Below are 16,822 nucleotides of genomic sequence, written 5' to 3'. Positions count from 1 at the left end.
GGACGGGGAGGAGACACGATGGACAGGTATCCGCCCATAGCGGAGCACGGGCTGGTGGGTGACCTCCAGACGGCGGCCCTGGTGTCGTCCGGGGGGACCGTCGACTGGTGGTGCACCCCCCGCTTCGACTCACCCAGCGTCTTCGCCTCGCTGCTGGACAGCGAGCGCGGCGGACACTGCCGGCTCGCCGCGGAGGACCTCGGCGGCAGCGTGTCGGTCCGGCAGCTGTACCTGTCCGACACGGCGATCCTGATCACCCGGTTCATGGGGCCGGGCGGAGTCGGCGAGGTCGCCGACTTCATGCCCCCCGTCGACTCCTCGGCACCCACCGACCGGCACCGCCTGATCAGGGTCGCCCGGGTCCTGCGCGGCAGCCTGCCCTTCACCTTCACGTGCAGGCCGCGCTTCGACTACGGGCGGGCCCCGCACACGCTCGGCGTCACCGACGACCACCAGGCCGTCCTGCGCGGCCCGGGTACCGACCTGCACGTCCAGTCCACCACCGGGGTCGCCCTGCGGGCCGACGGCGCCGACGTCACCGCACGCTTCACCCTCGGCGCGGGACAGGCCGTCGCCTTCGTGCTGACCAGCGCGGCCGGCGGCGCCCCCGCTCCGCGTGCCCCCGTACTGCCCGAGATCGCCGAGGACATCGACAAGTGCCGCCTGTTCTGGCTGTCCTGGCTGCGCTCCAGCACCTACCACGGGCGCTGGCAGGACATGGTGAACCGGTCGGCCATCACCCTGAAACTGCTCACCTACGCGCCGACGGGGGCGCCCATCGCCGCCGCCACCATGGGACTGCCCGAACAGGTGGGCGGCGAGCGCAACTGGGACTACCGCTACACCTGGGTACGGGACGGCTCGCTGTCCGTGGGCGTCCTGAGCGACCTGGGATTCAAGGCGGAGGCGTACGCCTTCCGGCGCTGGCTGCGCGACCGCGTCGAAGCCGGCGGCACCGCCTCGGGCGACCCCTTGCAGATCATGTACCGCGTGGACGGCGATCCCCACCTGGGCGAGGAGATCCTCGACCACCTGGAGGGCTACCGGGGTTCACGGCCGGTACGGGCGGGCAACGCGGCCGTCGACCAGCTCCAGCTGGACATCTACGGCGAGGCCTCGGACGCCCTGTCGGTCGGCGGCGACATCGGCGCGGTCCGCGGCTGGAAGGCGCTGAGCGACGTACTGGACTGGCTGGCCGACAACTGGGACCGGCCCGACGAGGGCATCTGGGAGACCCGGGGCGGCCGACAGGACTTCACCTACAGCCGGCTGATGACCTGGGTCGCGTTCGACCGGGGCATACGGGCGGCCACCGACTTCTCCCGCCCGGCCGACACCGCCCGCTGGACGGCCGTCCGGGACGCGGTCTTCCACCAGATCATCGAACGGGGCTGGCACGACAAGCGGCAGGCCTTCGTCCAGCACTTCGACACCGACGTCCTGGACGCCTCGCTGCTGCTGATGCCCCGGGTCGGTTTCCTCTCCCCGCGCGACCCCGACTGGATCAGCACCCTCGACGCCATGGACGGGGAGCTGGTCAGCGACAGCCTGGTCTACCGGTACGACCCGGCGGCCTCCCCGGACGGACTGCGCGGCTCCGAGGGCACGTTCAACCTGTGCAGCTTCTTCTACGTCGAGGCCCTTGCCCGCAGCGGCCGGCTCCACCAGGCCCGGTACGCCTTCGACAAGATGCTCACCTACGCCAACCACGTCGGCCTGTTCGCCGAGGAGATCGGTCCGTCGGGGGAGCAACTCGGCAACTTCCCGCAGGCGTTCACGCACCTCGCCCTGGTCACCGCCGCCGTGGCCCTCGACGAGGAACTGGGCCGGGCCGCGACGGCCGCCGGCACGGCCCGGCATCCCGCCATCCAGGGTCTCACGGTACCCACCGACGCCACGGGAGAGGGGACCGCGGGTGACTGACGGGGCCGGTCGGACACAGCCGCCGCCGGAGCAGCGGCGGATACTCGCCGCGCTGGCCCTCGCCCAGTTCATCTGCAGCTTCGCCGGCTCCAACATGAACGTGATGATCAACGACATCAGCAAGGACCTCGACACCAGCGTCCAGGGCGTCCAGGTGGCCATCACCGTCTTCCTGCTGGTGATGGCCGCGCTGATGATCCCCGGCGGCAAACTGACCGACCGCTACGGCCGCAAGCGCTGCTTCGTCGGCGGACTCCTGGTCTACGGCGTCGGCGCGCTACTGAGCGCGGTGTCCCCGGGGCTCGGTGTCCTCATCCTGGGCAACTCCGTCCTGGAGGGCGTCGGCACGGCCCTGCTCATCCCGCCCGTCTACATCCTCACCACGCTGCTCCACCCGGACCTGACCTCCCGCGCCCGTGCGTTCGGGATCATCATGGCGCTGGGCGGCATCGGGGCCGCGGCGGGACCGCTGATCGGCGGACTCATCACCACCGGCATCAGCTGGCGCGCGGCCTTCGTGTTCCAGGCGCTGGTCATCGCGGTGATCGTCTGGCTCAGCCGCCGCATCGAGGACCCCCTGCCCCCGGACCCCACCCGTTCCTTCGACACCTCCGGAGCGGTCCTCTCCGCGACGGGCCTCGTCCTGGTCGTCATGGGCATTCTCGCGGCGGACAACAACCTCTGGCTGATGATCGCCCTGATCGTCCTCGGCATCCTCGTCCTCGCGTGGTTCCTCCGCTCGTGCGGCGCCAAGGAACGGGCCGGCAAGGAACCGCTGCTCTCGCTCGGCCTGTTCCGCGATCGGACCTCCAACCTCGGACTGATCACGCAGAACGCCCAGTGGCTGCTGCTCATGGGCACGTCGTTCACGGTGGCCGCCTACCTCCAGGTGGTGCGCGGCTACGACGCCATCCAGACCGGCGTGATCTTCACGGCGGCCACGCTCGGGCTGCTCGTGACGTCGCTGTCCGCCGAGGCGCTGGCGCGGCGGCGGTCCCAGCGGACGCTGATCACGACCGGCTTCGCGGTCGCCGTGACGGGCGTCGTGGTACTGGTCGGCCTGGCCGGCGGTTTCTCCACCGCCTGGGCGTTCGTGCCCGGACTGCTCCTCGTGGGGCTCGGCCTGGGCCTGATGCTGACGCCGTCGGTGAACGTCGTCCAGTCGAGCTTCCCGGAGGAGCGGCAGGGCGAGATCTCCGGCCTGTCCCGCAGCGTGTCCAACCTGGGCTCGTCCTTCGGTACGGCGATCGCCGGCACCATCCTCGTCGCGGGACTCACCAAGGGCGCCTACGCCGTCGCCATGATCGCACTCGGGGTGATCGGCCTCGGCGGCCTCGCCGCCGGGGCGCTGCTCCCGCGGACCCCGGCCCCGGCCCAGGCCCAAGGCGCCCCGGCCGGCGCACCGGGGACCCGCACGTAGGGCCGTACGGCGGGAGGCAGGCGCCGCAGGGGCGTCGCGAGGCCGTCCTACTCCGTCCGGAAGGACTCCGGGTTCATCTCCTCGGCGTTGCGCTGCTGCGGGATCACCACCGTGCCCTGCTGCAGGGACACCGTGCGCGTGGGAGCCGGGATGCGGATGCCCTCCTCGCGGTAGCGGCGGTGCAGGCGCTTGATGAACTCGTGCTTGATCCGGTACTGGTCACTGAACTCGCCCACGCCGAGGATCACGGTGAAGCCGATCCGGGAGTCGCCGAAGGTGTGGAAGCGGATGGCGGGTTCATGGTCGGGGACCGCGCCCGAGACGTCCGTCATGACCTCCGTGACCACCTCCGCGGTCACCCGCTCGACGTGCTCCAGGTCGCAGTCGTAGCCCACGCCCACCTGCACCAGTACGGTCAGTCCCTGCTCGGGACGGGTGTAGTTGGTCATGTTGGCCTTGGCGAGCTGGCCGTTGGGGATGACCACCAGGTTGTTGGAGAGCTGGCGGACCGTCGTCTGACGCCAGTTGATGTCGACGACGTAACCCTCCTCACCGCTGCTCAGCCGGATGTAATCGCCCGGCTGCACGGTCCTGGAGGCCAGGATGTGGACGCCCGCGAAGAGGTTGGCGAGCGTGTCCTGCAAGGCCAGGGCCACGGCCAGACCGCCCACACCCAGGGCGGTGAGCAGAGGCGCTATCGAGATGCCGAGGGTCTGCAGGACGATCAGGAAGCCGATCGCCAGGACCAGCACCCGGGTGATGTTGACGAAGATCGTCGCCGAGCCCGCCACGCCCGAGCGGGACTGGGTGACCGAACGCACCAGGCCGGCGATGACCCGGGCCGCGGAGGACGTCACCACGGCGATCAGCCACACCTGGAGCCACTGGTCGGCATGGTGCCGGACGGCTCCGGTGAGCGGCAGCACCGCCGCTGCCGCCGCCGCGCCACCCGCGATCGCCGCCCACGGCACGACCGAGCGCAGCGCGTCCACGATGACGTCGTCACCGCTCCAGCGGGTCCGCTTGGCGTGCCCCGCGAGCCAGTGCAGCAGGGTGCGCGACAGGAAGGCGACCAGCAGGCCCGCCCCCAGGGCGATTCCGGCGAGGACGAGGTCGTCCAGGGTCGGCGTGCGGTTCACCGCTCACCCCCCGGGCACGGAACCGCTACGGAAGGCCTGCGGGGAAGTCTCGTCACGTTGTCACCTGCTCGATGTCCGGAATGTGCGACCGCGCCGGCCCCGGAACTCCGGTGACCGGCGCGTTCGTTCATCCTGCCGTATCCGGTACGCGCGTCCGCACCGGGACCGGCGCTCACCGGACAGCCCGGCTCAGACGATGCCCTCGGCGAGGTCGGCCTGTTCGCGGTCGCTGCCGTAGGCGGCCGTCGTGGGCGTGCCGTACGACCGGCGGGCGACGTACCACCAGACACTGGCGAGGACCAGGACCACGGCGAGCGCCACCGACGCGTAGTTCATCGTGTCGGCGTTCACCGGTGACGACTGCGGCAGGCAGAACAGGACGGTCACGCACGCCACCCACACGACCGCCACCCAGCCGACCGGTCTGCTCCAGCGGCCCAGGTGCCACGGCCCCCGCTGGAACCGGTCGCCCGCGCGCAACCGCAGGTAGACGGGGATCGCGTAGGCCGGGGTGATGCCGATGACGTTGATGGCGGTCACCGCGTTGTACGCCGTCGCCGAGTACAGCGACGGCAGGGCCAGGACGCAGGCCACGACCACGGACAGCCAGACCGCGGCGACCGGGGTCTGGGTGCGGTCGCTGACCTTGCGCCACAGGTGCGAGCCGGGCAGCGCCCCGTCCCGGCTGAACGCGAACACCATCCGGCTGGCCGCGGCGACCTCGGCGTTCCCGCAGAACAGCTGGGCGACGATCACCACGAGCAGCAGCGCGCTGGCGCCACCGGTGCCGAGACCGTCCAGCAGGATCCGGGCGGGCGGCACACCGGTGTCCGTGGTGCGCGTGGCGTCGTAGTCCTGGATGGCGAAGGTCAGCCCGGCCAGCAGGGCGAAGCCGGCCAGCCAGGAGACCCAGATGGCCCGGACGATGCCGCGGGACGCGGCCACCGAGGCGTGCGAGGTCTCCTCCGACAGGTGGGCGGAGGCGTCGTAACCGGAGAAGGTGTACTGCGCGAGCAGCAGGCCGATCGCGGCCACGTACATCGGGTTGTGCCAGCCGGTCTCGTTGACAAACTTCGTGAACACGAAGGACGGCGACCGGTGGTGGTCGGGGACGACCGCCAGCGCCCCGACGATCAGCGCGACACCCGCCAGGTGCCACCACACGCTGACCGAGTTGAGCACGCTGACCAGGCGGACACCGAACAGGTTCAGCACCGCGTGCAGCAGCAGGATCACACAGAAGATCAGCATGGTCCTGCCGGGCGTCGGCTCGAAGCCCCACTGGAGGTTGGCGAACGCGCCGGTGAACAGGGCGGCGCCGTAGTCGATGCCGGCGATCGCGCCGAGCAGCCCCAGCAGGTTCAGCCAGCCGGTGTACCAGCCCCAGCGCCGGCCGCCTAGCCGGTCGGCCATGTAGTACAGGGCGCCCGAGGTCGGGTAGGCGCTGGTGACCTCGGCGAGCGCGAGCCCGACGCACAGCACGAACACGCCGACGCCGGCCCAGCCCCACAGCATCACGGCGGGGCCGCCGGTGTTCAGGCCGAAGCCGTACAGGGTCATGCAACCGGACAGGATCGAGATCACCGAGAAGCTGATCGCGAAGTTGCCGAAACCGCCCATGCGGCGGGCCAGCACCGGCCGGTAGCCGAGTTCACGCAGGCGCTGCTCCTCGTCCTGCTGCGGCAGGCCCCTGGCGGGGGCGGACGAGGGCTCGGGGATGGGGGACACGCGGGGACCTCCGGGATCAACGGGCTGTCGAACAAGGCACGTTCAGGGTGGTGAGCGGGGATTGCCTGGTGCGGGGAGTTCCTGGGCGGTGCGGGGTGGGGCCTCGGTTCCGGGGCAGGGGCCGGTCAGGTGGGCCGGCAGCGGTCAGGGGCGGGGGCCGTCCGCGGCGGCCCGGCAGCGGTCCCGGGCCTGGACGAAGATCTCCACGGCACGCTCCCGGTCCGGGGTGCGGTACATCCAGGGCGGGGGCGTGAAGTACGGCCCGATCGCCTCGAACACCCGCGCGGCGTCCGCGAACTGGAGGGAACCCCACAGGGCGTGCGCCAGATGGTTGAGGTCGGACAGCGAGCGTTCGGCGGGCTCGGTGTGCTCGAACCAGGTGTGCAGGGCGTGCTGTGCCTCCCGGGCCGCCTCGTCCACCACCCAGTGCAGGTCCAGCGCCGCGTCGTGGCCGCTGTCCCGGCGGTAGCGTTCGACCCGCACGTACAGCGGCAGCAGATGCGCCGCGGCACCGGGCGGAGCCTGCCCGGCGGCCCACTGCGCGTACCCGGCGGCCTCCGCGAGCCGGCGCGAACCGCCGCGCGCGTACAGGAACTGGAGCATCCGGTGGTGCGCCTCGCGGTTGTGCGGGTCGCGCCCGCGGGCCTCGGCCAGCAGCCCCCAGGGCCCCGGCGGCAGCATCGGTTCCGGCGCGGCGGCCCGGTGCTCCTCCCAGCGCTGCTCCGGGTCGAGCTGGGCCAACGCCAGCAGGCACACCCAGGGCACGGGGTCCCGCGGGGCGGTGGCCGTGGCGGACTGGGCGGCGTCCCACGCCTCGATCCACAACTCGTGGGTACGGCGGTGCCGTTCGCGCCGGGCCCGCAGCGCCCGCTCCACCAGGACCCGGGCGTGCATCACCGCGGCGTGCACGTTCCCCGGCTCCTCGGCGAGCCAGGCCCGCACCACGTCGGTGCCGGCCGCGGCCGCCGCGAGGATCTGGGTGCGCTGGGTCCACCGCCACCACTGCGTGGTGTCCCCGAGCAGGGCGCGCATGGCCATCCAGCGGCCGGTGCGCAGATCCTGGAGGGCGGCGCGGAGCGCCTGGTCGGGGCCGGCGGGATCGTAGGAGGGGCGGACCGCGTCTCTGGCCATCAGCCGCCGGCCCCTTGCCACGGGCGCACGGGCGTGGTGGCGGGGTGACGTAGCAACAGCCCTCCCCTGGGCGGTCATGAAGATCTCGCATGTGGTCGGCGGTCACTATAGAGGCGCGGGTTCCCGTCGAACCATTATTGCCAACTCAACCATCGAGCAGATCAGTTGGCCGAATCCGCACACCCTTGACGCCGCCCCCCGTGCGACGGCAGGCTGATGCGGTGATCTTCAGTGCCGCGGCGGAGGGCGGGCGATGACGGGGCCGGTGCTCGCCGTCGACCAGGGCACATCCGGCACCAAGGCGCTCGTCGTCTGCCCCGAACGCGGTGTCCTCGGCACCGGATTCGCCGAGGTCCGCCCCCGGTACCTGCCCGGCGGCCTGGTCGAGGTGGACCCGGCCGGGCTGTACGACTCGGTGGTCGAGGCCGGCCGCCGCGCGCTCGCCGAGGCCGGTGAGGACGTCGTCGCGCTCGGCCTCGCCAACCAGGGCGAGACCGTCCTCGCCTGGGACCCCGCCACCGGCCGTCCGCTCACCGACGCCCTGGTGTGGCAGGACCGGCGCGCCGAGACCGTCTGTGCCGCACTGGCCGCGCACGCGGACGAGCTGCGGCAGCTGACCGGCCTGCCCCTCGACCCCTACTTCGCCGCACCCAAAATGGCCTGGATCCGCCGTCACCTCACCCGCGAGGGCGTCGTCACCACCTCCGACTCCTGGCTGGTCCACCGCCTCACCGGCGCCTTCGTCACCGACGCCGCCACCGCCGGCCGCACCCAGCTGCTGGACCTGGACGGCGTCACCTGGTCCCCGCGCGCCCTCGACCTGTACGGGCTGGCCGGCGAACGCCTGCCCGAGGTGACCGACGCCGCGCAACCGGTCGGCACGACACGGGCGTTCGGCCCCGAGATCCCGCTGACCGGTCTCGCCGTCGACCAGCAGGCCGCCCTGCTCGCCCAGCGCGTCACCGGGCCCGGCGCCGCCAAGTGCACCTACGGCACCGGCGCGTTCCTCCTCGCCCACACCGGCGACCGCCCCCGGCGCGGCGCCTCGGGCCTGGTCAGCTGCGTGGCCTGGCGGCTCGCCGGACACACCAGCTACTGTCTGGACGGCCAGGTGTACACGGCCGCCTCCGCCGTCCGCTGGCTCACCGACCTCGGCGTCCTCTCCCGCGCCGCCGACCTCGACCCGGTCGGCGCCGCCGTGCCCGACAGCGGCGGGGTCACCTTCGTCCCGGCCCTCGCCGGACTCGCCGCCCCCTGGTGGCGCGGCGACCTGCGCGGCTCCCTCACCGGCCTCGGTCTCGACACCACCCCCGGGCACCTGGTGCGCGCCCTGTGCGAGGGCATCGCCGCCCAGGTCGCCGAACTCGCCGAGGCCGCCGCCACCGACCTCGGCACCCCGCTGGACACCCTCCGCGTCGACGGCGGCCTGACCCGCTCCGCCCTCCTCATGCAGGCCCAGGCCGACCTGCTCCAGCGCCCCGTCGAGGTGTCCGCGCTGCCCGATGCCACCGCGCTCGGCGCCGCCGCCCTCGCCCGCCTCGGCGCGGACCGCGCACTGAGCGTCGATGACGCCCTGCCCGACTGGGCACCCGCCACCGTGTACGAGCCCCGCATGCCGGCCGACCGGGCCGCCGAACACCGCGCCCGCTTCCGCGGCGCCGTCGCGGCCCTCCTCGGCCCGTGACCGTCACCGCGGACGGCCCGCTGCCGTCGGCGCCGTACGACGTGGCGATCGTCGGCGCCGGCGTCGTCGGCTGCGCCATCGCCCGCGAACTCGCCCGCCATCCCCGCCTGCGCATCGCGCTTCTCGAGGCCCAGGACGACGTCGGCCAGGGCACCTCCAAGGCCAACACCGCCATCCTGCACACCGGTTTCGACGCGACCCCCGGCACCCTGGAGGCCCGCCTGGTCCGCGAGGGCTACCAGCGGCTCGGCGCCTACGCCGCCGAGACCGGCATCCCCGTGGAACGGGTCGGCGCGCTGCTGGTCGCCTGGGACGAGGAGCAGCTGGCCGCGCTTCCCCGGCTCGCCGCGAAGGCCGAGCGCAACGCCTGCCCCGACCTCGCGCTGCTGGGCCCCGGCGAGCTGTACGCCCGCGAACCCCACCTCGGCCCCGGCGCGCTCGGCGCCCTGCGCATCCCCGGCGAGAGCGTCATCTGCCCCTGGACGACCACCCTCGCCTACGCCACCCAGGCCGTCGGCGCCGGAGCCGACCTGCACCTCAACACCGCCGTGAGCGACGCGCGGTGGGCGGCGGACGGGCACCGGCTGACCACCACCAGAGGCACCCTGCGCGCCCGCCACCTGGTCAACGCGGCCGGACTGCACGCCGACACCCTGGACCGCCGGCTCGGTCACCAGGACCTCACCGTGACCCCGCGCCGCGGCCAGCTCCTGGTGTTCGACAAGCTCGCCCGCCCCCTCGTCCGGCACATCCTGCTGCCCGTCCCCACCGCCCTCGGCAAGGGCGTCCTCGTCGCCCCCACCGTCCACGGCAACGTCCTCCTCGGCCCCACCGCCGAGGACTTGCGCGACAAACGGGCCACCGGGTCCACCGCCGACGGACTCGCCACGCTGCGTGACCAGGGCCGGCGCATCCTGCCCGCCCTCCTCGACGAGGAGGTCACCGCCGTCTACGCCGGGCTGCGCGCGGCCACCGGGCACGAGGACTACCGGATCACCAGCCACCCCGGGCAGGCGTACGTCACCGTCGGCGGCATCCGCTCCACCGGCCTCACCGCGTCCCTGGCCATCGCCGCCCACGTCACCGGCCTGCTCACCGACGCCGGCCTCGACCCCGGCCCGGTACGCGAACCGGAGGCGGTCGCCCTGCCCCAGCTCGGCGAGGCCTTCCCCCGCCCCTACCAGCGGCCCGACCTCATCGCCGCGGACCCCGAGTACGGCATCCTCGTCTGCCACTGCGAGCGCGTCTCCCGCGGCGAGATCCGCGACGCCCTCGCCGGGCCGCTCCCGCCCCGCAGCCTGGAGGGTCTGCGCCGCCGCACCCGGGCCCGGGCGGGCCGCTGCCAGGGCTTCTACTGCGGGGCGGCGGTGCGCGAGCTGTTCGAGCGGGGGCCCGGCGACGGAAGGAACGGGCCATGACGACAGCGCGCCGCGTCGACGTCCTCGTCGTCGGGGCGGGCCCCGCCGGGCTCGCCGCCGCCGCGCGGCTGGCCGTGGCCGGCGCCGGACGCGTGGAGGTACTGGAACGTGAGGCGGCGCCGGGCGGAGTCCCCCGGTACTGCGCGCACGGCGGCTTCGGCACCTGGACGCGCCCGTTGACCGGCCCCCGCTACGCCCGCCTGCTCACCGGGGCCGCCGAACGAGCGGGCGCCACGGTCCGCACCCGGACGACCGCGCTGGACTGGGCGACCGGGGGCCCGGCCCTCCACGTCGTCGGTCCCGGCGGGCACGAGATCATCGAGGCGCGGGCGGTCGTCCTGGCCACCGGCGCGCGCGAACGCCCGCGCCCCGCACGGCTGGTGCCCGGCACCCGCCCCGCCGGCGTCTACACCACCGGCGAACTCCAGCAGGCCGTCCACCTGTTCGGCCAGCACATCGGCAGCCGCGCGGTCGTCGTCGGCGCCGAGGACGTCTCCTACGCGGCCGTCGGCACCCTGCGCGCCGCCGGCACCGGGGTCGTCGCCCTGGTCACGGAACACCCGCGCGCCGGGACGGGACGCGCCCGCGCCCAGGCGGCCCGGCTGCTCCACGGCATCCCGCTGCTGACGGGCACCACGGTCGCCGAACTGCTCGGCCACGGGCGGCTGTCCGGCCTCCGCGTCCGTCACCGGGACGGCCGTACGGCCGTACTGCCCTGCGACACCGTCGTGTTCACCGGCGACTTCGTCCCCGACCACGAACTCGCCCGGCGCGGCGGCCTCACCCTCGACCCCGGCACCCGCGGCCCCGCCGTCGGCGGCTCCCTGCACACCTCGCGGCCCGGCGTCCTCGCCGCCGGCAACGTCCTGCACGCCGTGGAGCCCGCCGGCACCGCGGCCCGCGAGGGCGCCCGGGCGGCCGGCACCGTCCTGGACCTCCTGGCGGGCGCGCCCTGGCCGGACCCGGGCGTACCCGTCACCGTCGAGGCGCCGCTGCGCTGGATCGCCCCCAACCGCGTCACACCGGGCGCCCGACCCGCCCGCCATGTGCTGCGCACCGGCACCCCGCTGACCCGCCCGGTCCTCCTCGTCCACCAGGACGGCCGCCTGCTGCACCGCGAGCGCCCCGGCACCGCCTCACCCCACCGCCCCCTGACCCTCACCGGCCACTGGCACGACCTGGTCGACCCCGGGGGAGGAGAGGTACGGGTGAGCACGGCCCGGTGACCGCAAACGGTGCTCGCTGGGGCTGTTGGCCAGGTCAGGGCATGTGTGCACGTCGTTTGCAGGGGCTGGTGCGGGCCCGGTGCCGCCGCCGTCGGCGACACCGCTGTCTGCGCCACCGTGATGGTCGGCGGCAGTCTGTGGCGTCACCGCCACTACCGGTTCGGCCTCACCAACCGCTCCAGCCAGATGCACGAACACCGCCTGCCGAGCATCGCCGGGCCCCTCGTCCACCGACTGCACGCGCTGCTGGCCATGGGCCCTGTTCGCCGCGTGGCCGTTCAGCCGCCTCGTCCACGCCTTCACCGCTCCCACGGCCTGCCTCGTGCGGCCCCGCATCGTCCTACCGCTCCCGCGGCGCGTACCCGGCAGCCGCCCACCGCACGGGCCCCTGCCTGGGAAGAGCCCGGGAACCGTGAGGAACGGAGTCGCATATTCCGGCGACGCGACCGGCGGCTACCGACGCTGCTCCCAGTCGGATCGGGCGAGGCCGTACTCGACCTCGCCCTGCTCGGATCCCACGATCGCCTCCGGCCAGTCTCCGGTGAAGTGCCGGAGGAACGACAAACCCGCCTTCTCCATCACGCGCCGGGACCGTGTGTTCACCGCCATGGTGTTCGCGATGACCCGCTCCACCCCGAGGTCGGTGAATCCTTTGCCGATCAGGGCCCGCGATCCCTCCGTGGCGTAGCCCCTGCCCCAGGCGGCCTTGTTCAGCCGGTAGCCGAGCTCGACCACGGTGGGGCTGCGCTCGTCAAGGGGACGGAACTCGAACCAGCCCAGGAAGGTCCCGGCCTTGTCCTGGGCGGCCCAGTAGCCACGGGTACCGAAGCACGGATAGTCGTGCAGGAGCCATGGCAGGGTCTGCGCACGGATCGCCTCGCGGGTTGTCGGCCGGCCGCCGTTGATGAAGCGCATGACGTCGGGATCGTCGTCCAGCGCGAACAGGTCGTCGGTGTCGGCGTCGGTGAACGGGCGCAGCACGAGCTGGTCGGTCTCCAGGAAGACATGCATGCCGCGATCCTCACTACGGGCGGCCGTGTCCGCCACCGGATATCGAAGGCAGGGCGTGAGAGGGCGGTTCACGCAGCGCCGCGCCGCGACCTGCCGAGCCAAGGGGCGGAAGGACCACCGCTGCCGCCCCGGTCCCGGTCCGTCCACGGGGCGGCGCTTCACGCGTCCGGGAACGTGCCGTGTCGGCCGGAGCCGGAGGCGAAGCGGGTCGCGCCCTGCGTGCCGTGGGCCAGGACGGCCATGCCGTGGCGGAGTTCGGTGCGCAGCGCCGTCTCCTCGTCCCGGCCCTCCTGGTCCAGGACCGACGCGCGGTCGCCGCGCAGGCAGGCCTGGGGGAAGCGGGCGATCCCCGCGGCGAGCGCCTCGGCCTCCGCGCGGGCGGTGCCGGCCGGCACCACGCGGTCGGCGAGCCCCATCGCCCGCGCCTCGCGGGCGGGGACCGGGCGGCCCGTGAGGATCATGTCCATGGCCCGTCCGGTCCCGATCAGCCGGGGCAGCCGTACCGTGCCGCCGTCGATCAGCGGCACCCCCCAGCGCCGGCAGAACACCCCGAACACCGCGTCCTCCTCCGCGACCCGCAGATCGCACCACAGGGCGAGTTCCAGGCCGCCCGCGACCGCGTGCCCGGCCACCGCCGCGATCACCGGCTTGGACAGCCGCATCCGCGTCGGCCCCATCGGCCCGTCACCGTCCTCCGCCACCCGGTTGCCGCGGTCGGTGCCGATCGCCTTCAGGTCCGCGCCCGCGCAGAACGTGCCGCCCTCCCCCCACAGCACCGCCACCCGGGCGTCGTCGTCCGCCTCGAACGACCGGAAGGCGGCGGCGAGGGCGGCGGCCGTCGGCCCGTCCACCGCGTTGCGGGCCTCCGGCCGGGAGAGGACGACCGTGGTGACGTACTCCTGCCGTTCGACGCGCACCGGCATACGGCGACCTCCTTCTCGGGCCCCGTGCGCAGACGGGGACGGTGGACTTCCCCGTAGCTTCGCGTGGAACGGCCTCCGGGCGCACCACCGCCCCGCGCGTCAGCGCTCCCGGCACCACCACCGCTTCCGCGTGAACACGCTGGCCACCCAGGTCAGGCACCTCGCACCGGCCGCCGCGAGCGACCACGGCCGGCAACCGCCGAAGGCGCCCCGCGCCGTCCCGCCGGCGGGTGGCGGGACCCGCCGGTACGGGGGCACCGGCGGGGGCGGAAGAGCGCGGCCCTTGACCTCGACGACGCTTGAGGTTCTACGTTTTCTCCCATGAGCATGGAAACCACCGCCTGGACGCAACTGCACAGCGTGATGAACGCGCAGTCCGAGCGTCGCCCCCTCGCGCGCGCCACGCTGCGCCGCATCGCCGCCTTCGCCCGCCCCCATCGCGCCGGCATCGTCCGGTTCGTGCTCCTGGGGGTGGTGACGGCCCTGCTCGCCGTGGCGACCCCCGTGCTCGCCGGCCGCGTCGTCGACGCGATCGTGGCGGGGCACGACTCCCGCACCGTGGTCCGGCTGTCCCTGCTCATCGGCCTCGTCGCCCTCGCCGAGGCCGGGCTCGGCATCCTCGGCCGGCGCCTGTCGGCGACGCTCGGGGAGGGACTCATCCTCGACCTCCGCACGGCCGTGTTCGATCATGTGCAGCGCATGCCCGTCGCGTTCTTCACCCGTACCCGTACGGGCGCGCTGGTCAGCCGTCTCAACAACGACGTGATCGGTGCCCAGCGGGCGTTCGCCAACACCCTCTCCGGCGTGGTCAGCAACCTGGTCACCCTGCTGCTCACGCTCGCGGTGATGCTCACCCTGTCCTGGCAGATCACCCTGCTCGCACTGGTGCTGCTCCCGGTGTTCGTGCTGCCCGCCCGCCGCATGGGCCGCCGGATGGCCCGCATGCAGCGGGAGGCGGCGACACTGAACGCGGCCATGGGCACCCGGATGACCGAACGGTTCTCCGCCCCCGGCGCCACCCTGGTCAAACTGTTCGGCCGCCCGGAGGAGGAGTCGGCCGAGTTCGCGGCCCGCGCCCGCGAGGTCCGTGACATCGGCGTGCGCACGGCCACGGCCCAGTCGGTCTTCATCACCTCCCTCACCCTGGTCTCCGCCCTCGCCCTGGCCCTCGTCTACGGCCTGGGCGGCTGGTTCGCGCTGCGCGGCACCCTGGAGCCCGGCGCGGTGGTCTCCCTCGCCCTGCTGCTCACCCGCCTGTACGCCCCGCTGACCGCGCTCGCCGGGGCCCGGGTCGAGGTGATGAGCGCGCTCGTCAGCTTCGAGCGGGTCTTCGAGGTGCTCGACCTGGAGCCGCTCATCGCGGAGAAGCCGGACGCCCGCGAGGTCCCCGAAGGCCCCGTGGCCGTCGAGTTCGAGGACGTCCGCTTCGCCTACCCGTCCGCCGACCAGGTCTCCCTGGCCTCCCTGGAGGAGGTCGCCGCCCTCGACACCCGGGGCGGCGCCGAGGTCCTGCACGGCGTCTCCTTCCGCGCCGAACCCGGCCAGACCGTCGCCCTCGTCGGCTCCTCCGGCGCCGGCAAGTCGACCATCGCGCAGCTCCTGCCGCGCCTGTACGACGTGGACGCGGGCGCGGTCCGCATCGGCGGCACCGACGTCCGGGACGTGACCGCCGCGTCGCTGCGGGCCACCCTCGGCATGGTCACCCAGGACGGTCACCTCTTCCACGACACCGTCCGCGCCAACCTGCTGCTGGCCCGGCCGGACGCCACGGACGACGACCTGTGGGACGCCCTCGGACGTGCCCGCCTCGCCGACGTCGTACGGTCCCTGCCCGACGGCCTGGACACGGTCGTCGGCGAGCGCGGCTACCGGCTCTCCGGCGGCGAACGCCAGCGCATGACCATCGCCCGGCTGCTGCTGGCCCGCCAGCGCGTCGTCATCCTGGACGAGGCCACCGCCCACCTGGACAACACCTCCGAGGCGGCCGTCCAGGAGGCGCTCACCGAGGCACTGGAGGGCCGCACCGCCGTCGTCATCGCACACCGCCTGTCCACCGTGCGGGCCGCCGACCAGATCCTGGTGGTGGAGTCCGGCCGGATCGCAGAACGGGGCACGCACGAGGAACTGCTGGCGGCGGGCGGCCGGTACGCGGAGCTGCACCGCACCCAGTTCGCCCGGCGGGACGAGACCGTGCCGACGGTCTGAGCGGCCACGGCCCACGGGTACCCCACTGCCCGGGCGTGAGGGGCGCGGGGCGGGGAAGCCGTGATCGGGTCAAGTACCCGTGAACGAAACCGAATTGGAAGGAACCTCACCGTGTCCAAGGCTGGTATCGGAAGTGCCGTCGCCGCCCTCGTCCTCGCCGCCGGGCTGACCGGCTGCGGCAGCGAGGACGGTGCCGGCAAGGGCGGGGGCACGCAGGCCCGGCCGAGCGCGACCCCGCCCGCCCGGGCCGTCCAGGACGCCTACCGCAGGACGATGGCCGCGGGCACCGCGAAGATCGACATCACCAGCAAGGTCGTCGCCGAGGGACAGGCCGTCACGGCGCACGGCAGCGGCGTGGCCGGTTTGAAGGACGGCACCAGCCGCGTCACGCTGACCTCGCGGGGCGCCACCGTCGAGCAGCGCGTCGTCGACGGCGTGGTCTACCAGAAGCCGTCGGGAGGGAAGCACGCCTCCGTGCCGGGCGGCAAGACCTGGGCGAAGATCGACCTCGAGCGGCTGGCCGCCCGGGGTTCGGCCGGCCGGTCCCAGGTCAGCGATCCCGCCGAACCGGTCCGCTACCTCAGGAAGGTCGGCTCCGAGGACGTCACCCGCGTCGGCACCCAGACCCTCGACGGCACCCGCACCACCCACTACCGCGTCTCCGTCCCCCTCTCCGCGTTCTCATCGGGAAACGCCGCACAGGAGCGGGAACTGCGCGAGCAGCTCGGCAAATCCACCCTGCCCGTGGAGCTGTGGCTGGACGCGCGGGGGCGGCTGCGCCAGGAGAGCGTCCGCCTCACCCTGCACCCGCTCGCCCACAAGACCCCTGGCCGGGGGGACACCCCCGTGACGAGCACGACCGTGCTGCGCTTGTCGGACTTCGGGACCGACGCGCGGGTCAGCGCGCCGCCCGCCCGCGACACCGCGGACGTGACCGACAAGGTGGCCAGGACCGGCGCGGCCGGCACCTGACAGGTGTGAGCAGCCCGCGTCTGGATACGCGGTGGAGACGGC

At 73.7% G+C, this 16,822-nt stretch carries 12 protein-coding genes and 1 pseudogene; 8 read left to right on the top strand and 5 right to left on the bottom strand.

Translation table 11 applies throughout. The annotated features are described in order from the left end of the window. The first annotated feature begins 18 nt into the window (after window positions 1-18). Both ACGFT1_RS26955 and ACGFT1_RS26950 read left to right on the top strand, forming a co-directional pair. Complete coding sequence (locus ACGFT1_RS26955; RefSeq protein ID WP_373911569.1) at window positions 19-1,923, top strand: glycoside hydrolase family 15 protein; 1,905 nt, start codon at window positions 19-21, stop codon at window positions 1,921-1,923. Next, entirely contained in the window at window positions 1,916-3,343 is a 1,428-nt protein-coding gene (locus ACGFT1_RS26950) for an MFS transporter (protein WP_373911568.1), read from the top strand. Before ACGFT1_RS26955 ends, ACGFT1_RS26950 begins: the two co-directional genes overlap by 8 nt. Before the next feature lie 47 nt (window positions 3,344-3,390). On the opposite strand, the gene ACGFT1_RS26945 is transcribed toward ACGFT1_RS26950, so the two are convergent. From ACGFT1_RS26945 to ACGFT1_RS26935, 3 genes are all read right to left on the bottom strand, one after another. Beyond that, window positions 3,391-4,482, bottom strand: a complete 1,092-nt coding sequence (locus ACGFT1_RS26945) for a mechanosensitive ion channel family protein (protein WP_373911567.1) — start codon at window positions 4,480-4,482, stop codon at window positions 3,391-3,393. A gap of 189 nt (window positions 4,483-4,671) precedes the next feature. Beyond that, entirely contained in the window at window positions 4,672-6,210 is a 1,539-nt protein-coding gene (locus tag ACGFT1_RS26940; protein ID WP_373911566.1) for an amino acid permease, read from the bottom strand. 144 nt (window positions 6,211-6,354) lie between these two features. Next, window positions 6,355-7,341, bottom strand: a complete 987-nt coding sequence (locus ACGFT1_RS26935) for a hypothetical protein (RefSeq protein ID WP_373911565.1) — start codon at window positions 7,339-7,341, stop codon at window positions 6,355-6,357. A 253-nt stretch (window positions 7,342-7,594) separates the two neighbouring features. On the opposite strand from ACGFT1_RS26935, the gene ACGFT1_RS26930 reads away from it, so the two are divergent. The 4 genes and pseudogenes from ACGFT1_RS26930 to ACGFT1_RS26915 all read left to right on the top strand — a co-directional run. Further along, window positions 7,595-9,025, top strand: a complete 1,431-nt coding sequence (locus ACGFT1_RS26930) for an FGGY family carbohydrate kinase (RefSeq protein WP_373911564.1) — start codon at window positions 7,595-7,597, stop codon at window positions 9,023-9,025. Further along, window positions 9,022-10,443 carry an FAD-dependent oxidoreductase gene (locus ACGFT1_RS26925; RefSeq protein WP_373911563.1) on the top strand — a complete coding sequence of 474 codons (1,422 nt, stop codon included), beginning with the start codon at window positions 9,022-9,024 and terminating at the stop codon, window positions 10,441-10,443. The genes ACGFT1_RS26930 and ACGFT1_RS26925 overlap by 4 nt, the downstream gene beginning before the upstream one ends. Then, entirely contained in the window at window positions 10,440-11,669 is a 1,230-nt protein-coding gene (locus ACGFT1_RS26920) for an NAD(P)/FAD-dependent oxidoreductase (RefSeq protein WP_373911562.1), read from the top strand. Before ACGFT1_RS26925 ends, ACGFT1_RS26920 begins: the two co-directional genes overlap by 4 nt. A 120-nt stretch (window positions 11,670-11,789) precedes the next feature. Then, window positions 11,790-11,840: pseudogene (locus tag ACGFT1_RS26915) on the top strand (hypothetical protein); the annotation flags it as partial. Window positions 11,841-12,122: 282 nt separating this feature from the next. Here the strand turns inward: ACGFT1_RS26915 and ACGFT1_RS26910 are convergent. Both ACGFT1_RS26910 and ACGFT1_RS26905 read right to left on the bottom strand, forming a co-directional pair. After that, entirely contained in the window at window positions 12,123-12,680 is a 558-nt protein-coding gene (locus ACGFT1_RS26910) for a GNAT family N-acetyltransferase (protein WP_373911561.1), read from the bottom strand. A gap of 158 nt (window positions 12,681-12,838) precedes the next feature. Next, window positions 12,839-13,603: a crotonase/enoyl-CoA hydratase family protein gene (locus ACGFT1_RS26905; protein WP_373911560.1), complete on the bottom strand. Its 765-nt coding sequence runs from the start codon at window positions 13,601-13,603 to the stop codon at window positions 12,839-12,841. A gap of 327 nt (window positions 13,604-13,930) precedes the next feature. Here ACGFT1_RS26905 and ACGFT1_RS26900 point away from each other — a divergent pair, with 327 nt between their 5' ends. Together ACGFT1_RS26900 and ACGFT1_RS26895 are read left to right on the top strand one after the other, a co-directional pair. Beyond that, window positions 13,931-15,808 carry an ABC transporter ATP-binding protein gene (locus ACGFT1_RS26900; protein WP_373911663.1) on the top strand — a complete coding sequence of 626 codons (1,878 nt, stop codon included), beginning with the start codon at window positions 13,931-13,933 and terminating at the stop codon, window positions 15,806-15,808. Window positions 15,809-15,919: 111 nt separating this feature from the next. Continuing rightward, window positions 15,920-16,780, top strand: coding sequence for a hypothetical protein (locus tag ACGFT1_RS26895; RefSeq protein WP_373911559.1), 861 nt, complete (start codon window positions 15,920-15,922; stop codon window positions 16,778-16,780). Window positions 16,781-16,822: the final 42 nt, after the last annotated feature.

Source organism: Streptomyces sp. Y20 (assembly GCF_043195475.1).
Lineage (GTDB): Bacteria > Actinomycetota > Actinomycetes > Streptomycetales > Streptomycetaceae > Streptomyces.
The sequence above is the reverse complement of the archived record's forward strand: the minus strand, read 5'-3'. Positions and strand labels throughout refer to the sequence as shown.

What these genes read in the sequence shown, in the direction of transcription:
- ACGFT1_RS26955 (WP_373911569.1), top strand. Translation starts at nt 19, where the DNA reads ATGGACAGGTATCCGCCCATAGCGGAGCACGGGCTGGTGGGTGACCTC.
- ACGFT1_RS26935 (WP_373911565.1), bottom strand. Translation starts at nt 7,341, where the DNA reads ATGGCCAGAGACGCGGTCCGCCCCTCCTACGATCCCGCCGGCCCCGAC.
- ACGFT1_RS26930 (WP_373911564.1), top strand. Translation starts at nt 7,595, where the DNA reads ATGACGGGGCCGGTGCTCGCCGTCGACCAGGGCACATCCGGCACCAAG.
- ACGFT1_RS26920 (WP_373911562.1), top strand. Translation starts at nt 10,440, where the DNA reads ATGACGACAGCGCGCCGCGTCGACGTCCTCGTCGTCGGGGCGGGCCCC.
- ACGFT1_RS26910 (WP_373911561.1), bottom strand. Translation starts at nt 12,680, where the DNA reads ATGCATGTCTTCCTGGAGACCGACCAGCTCGTGCTGCGCCCGTTCACC.
- ACGFT1_RS26905 (WP_373911560.1), bottom strand. Translation starts at nt 13,603, where the DNA reads ATGCCGGTGCGCGTCGAACGGCAGGAGTACGTCACCACGGTCGTCCTC.
- ACGFT1_RS26900 (WP_373911663.1), top strand. Translation starts at nt 13,931, where the DNA reads ATGGAAACCACCGCCTGGACGCAACTGCACAGCGTGATGAACGCGCAG.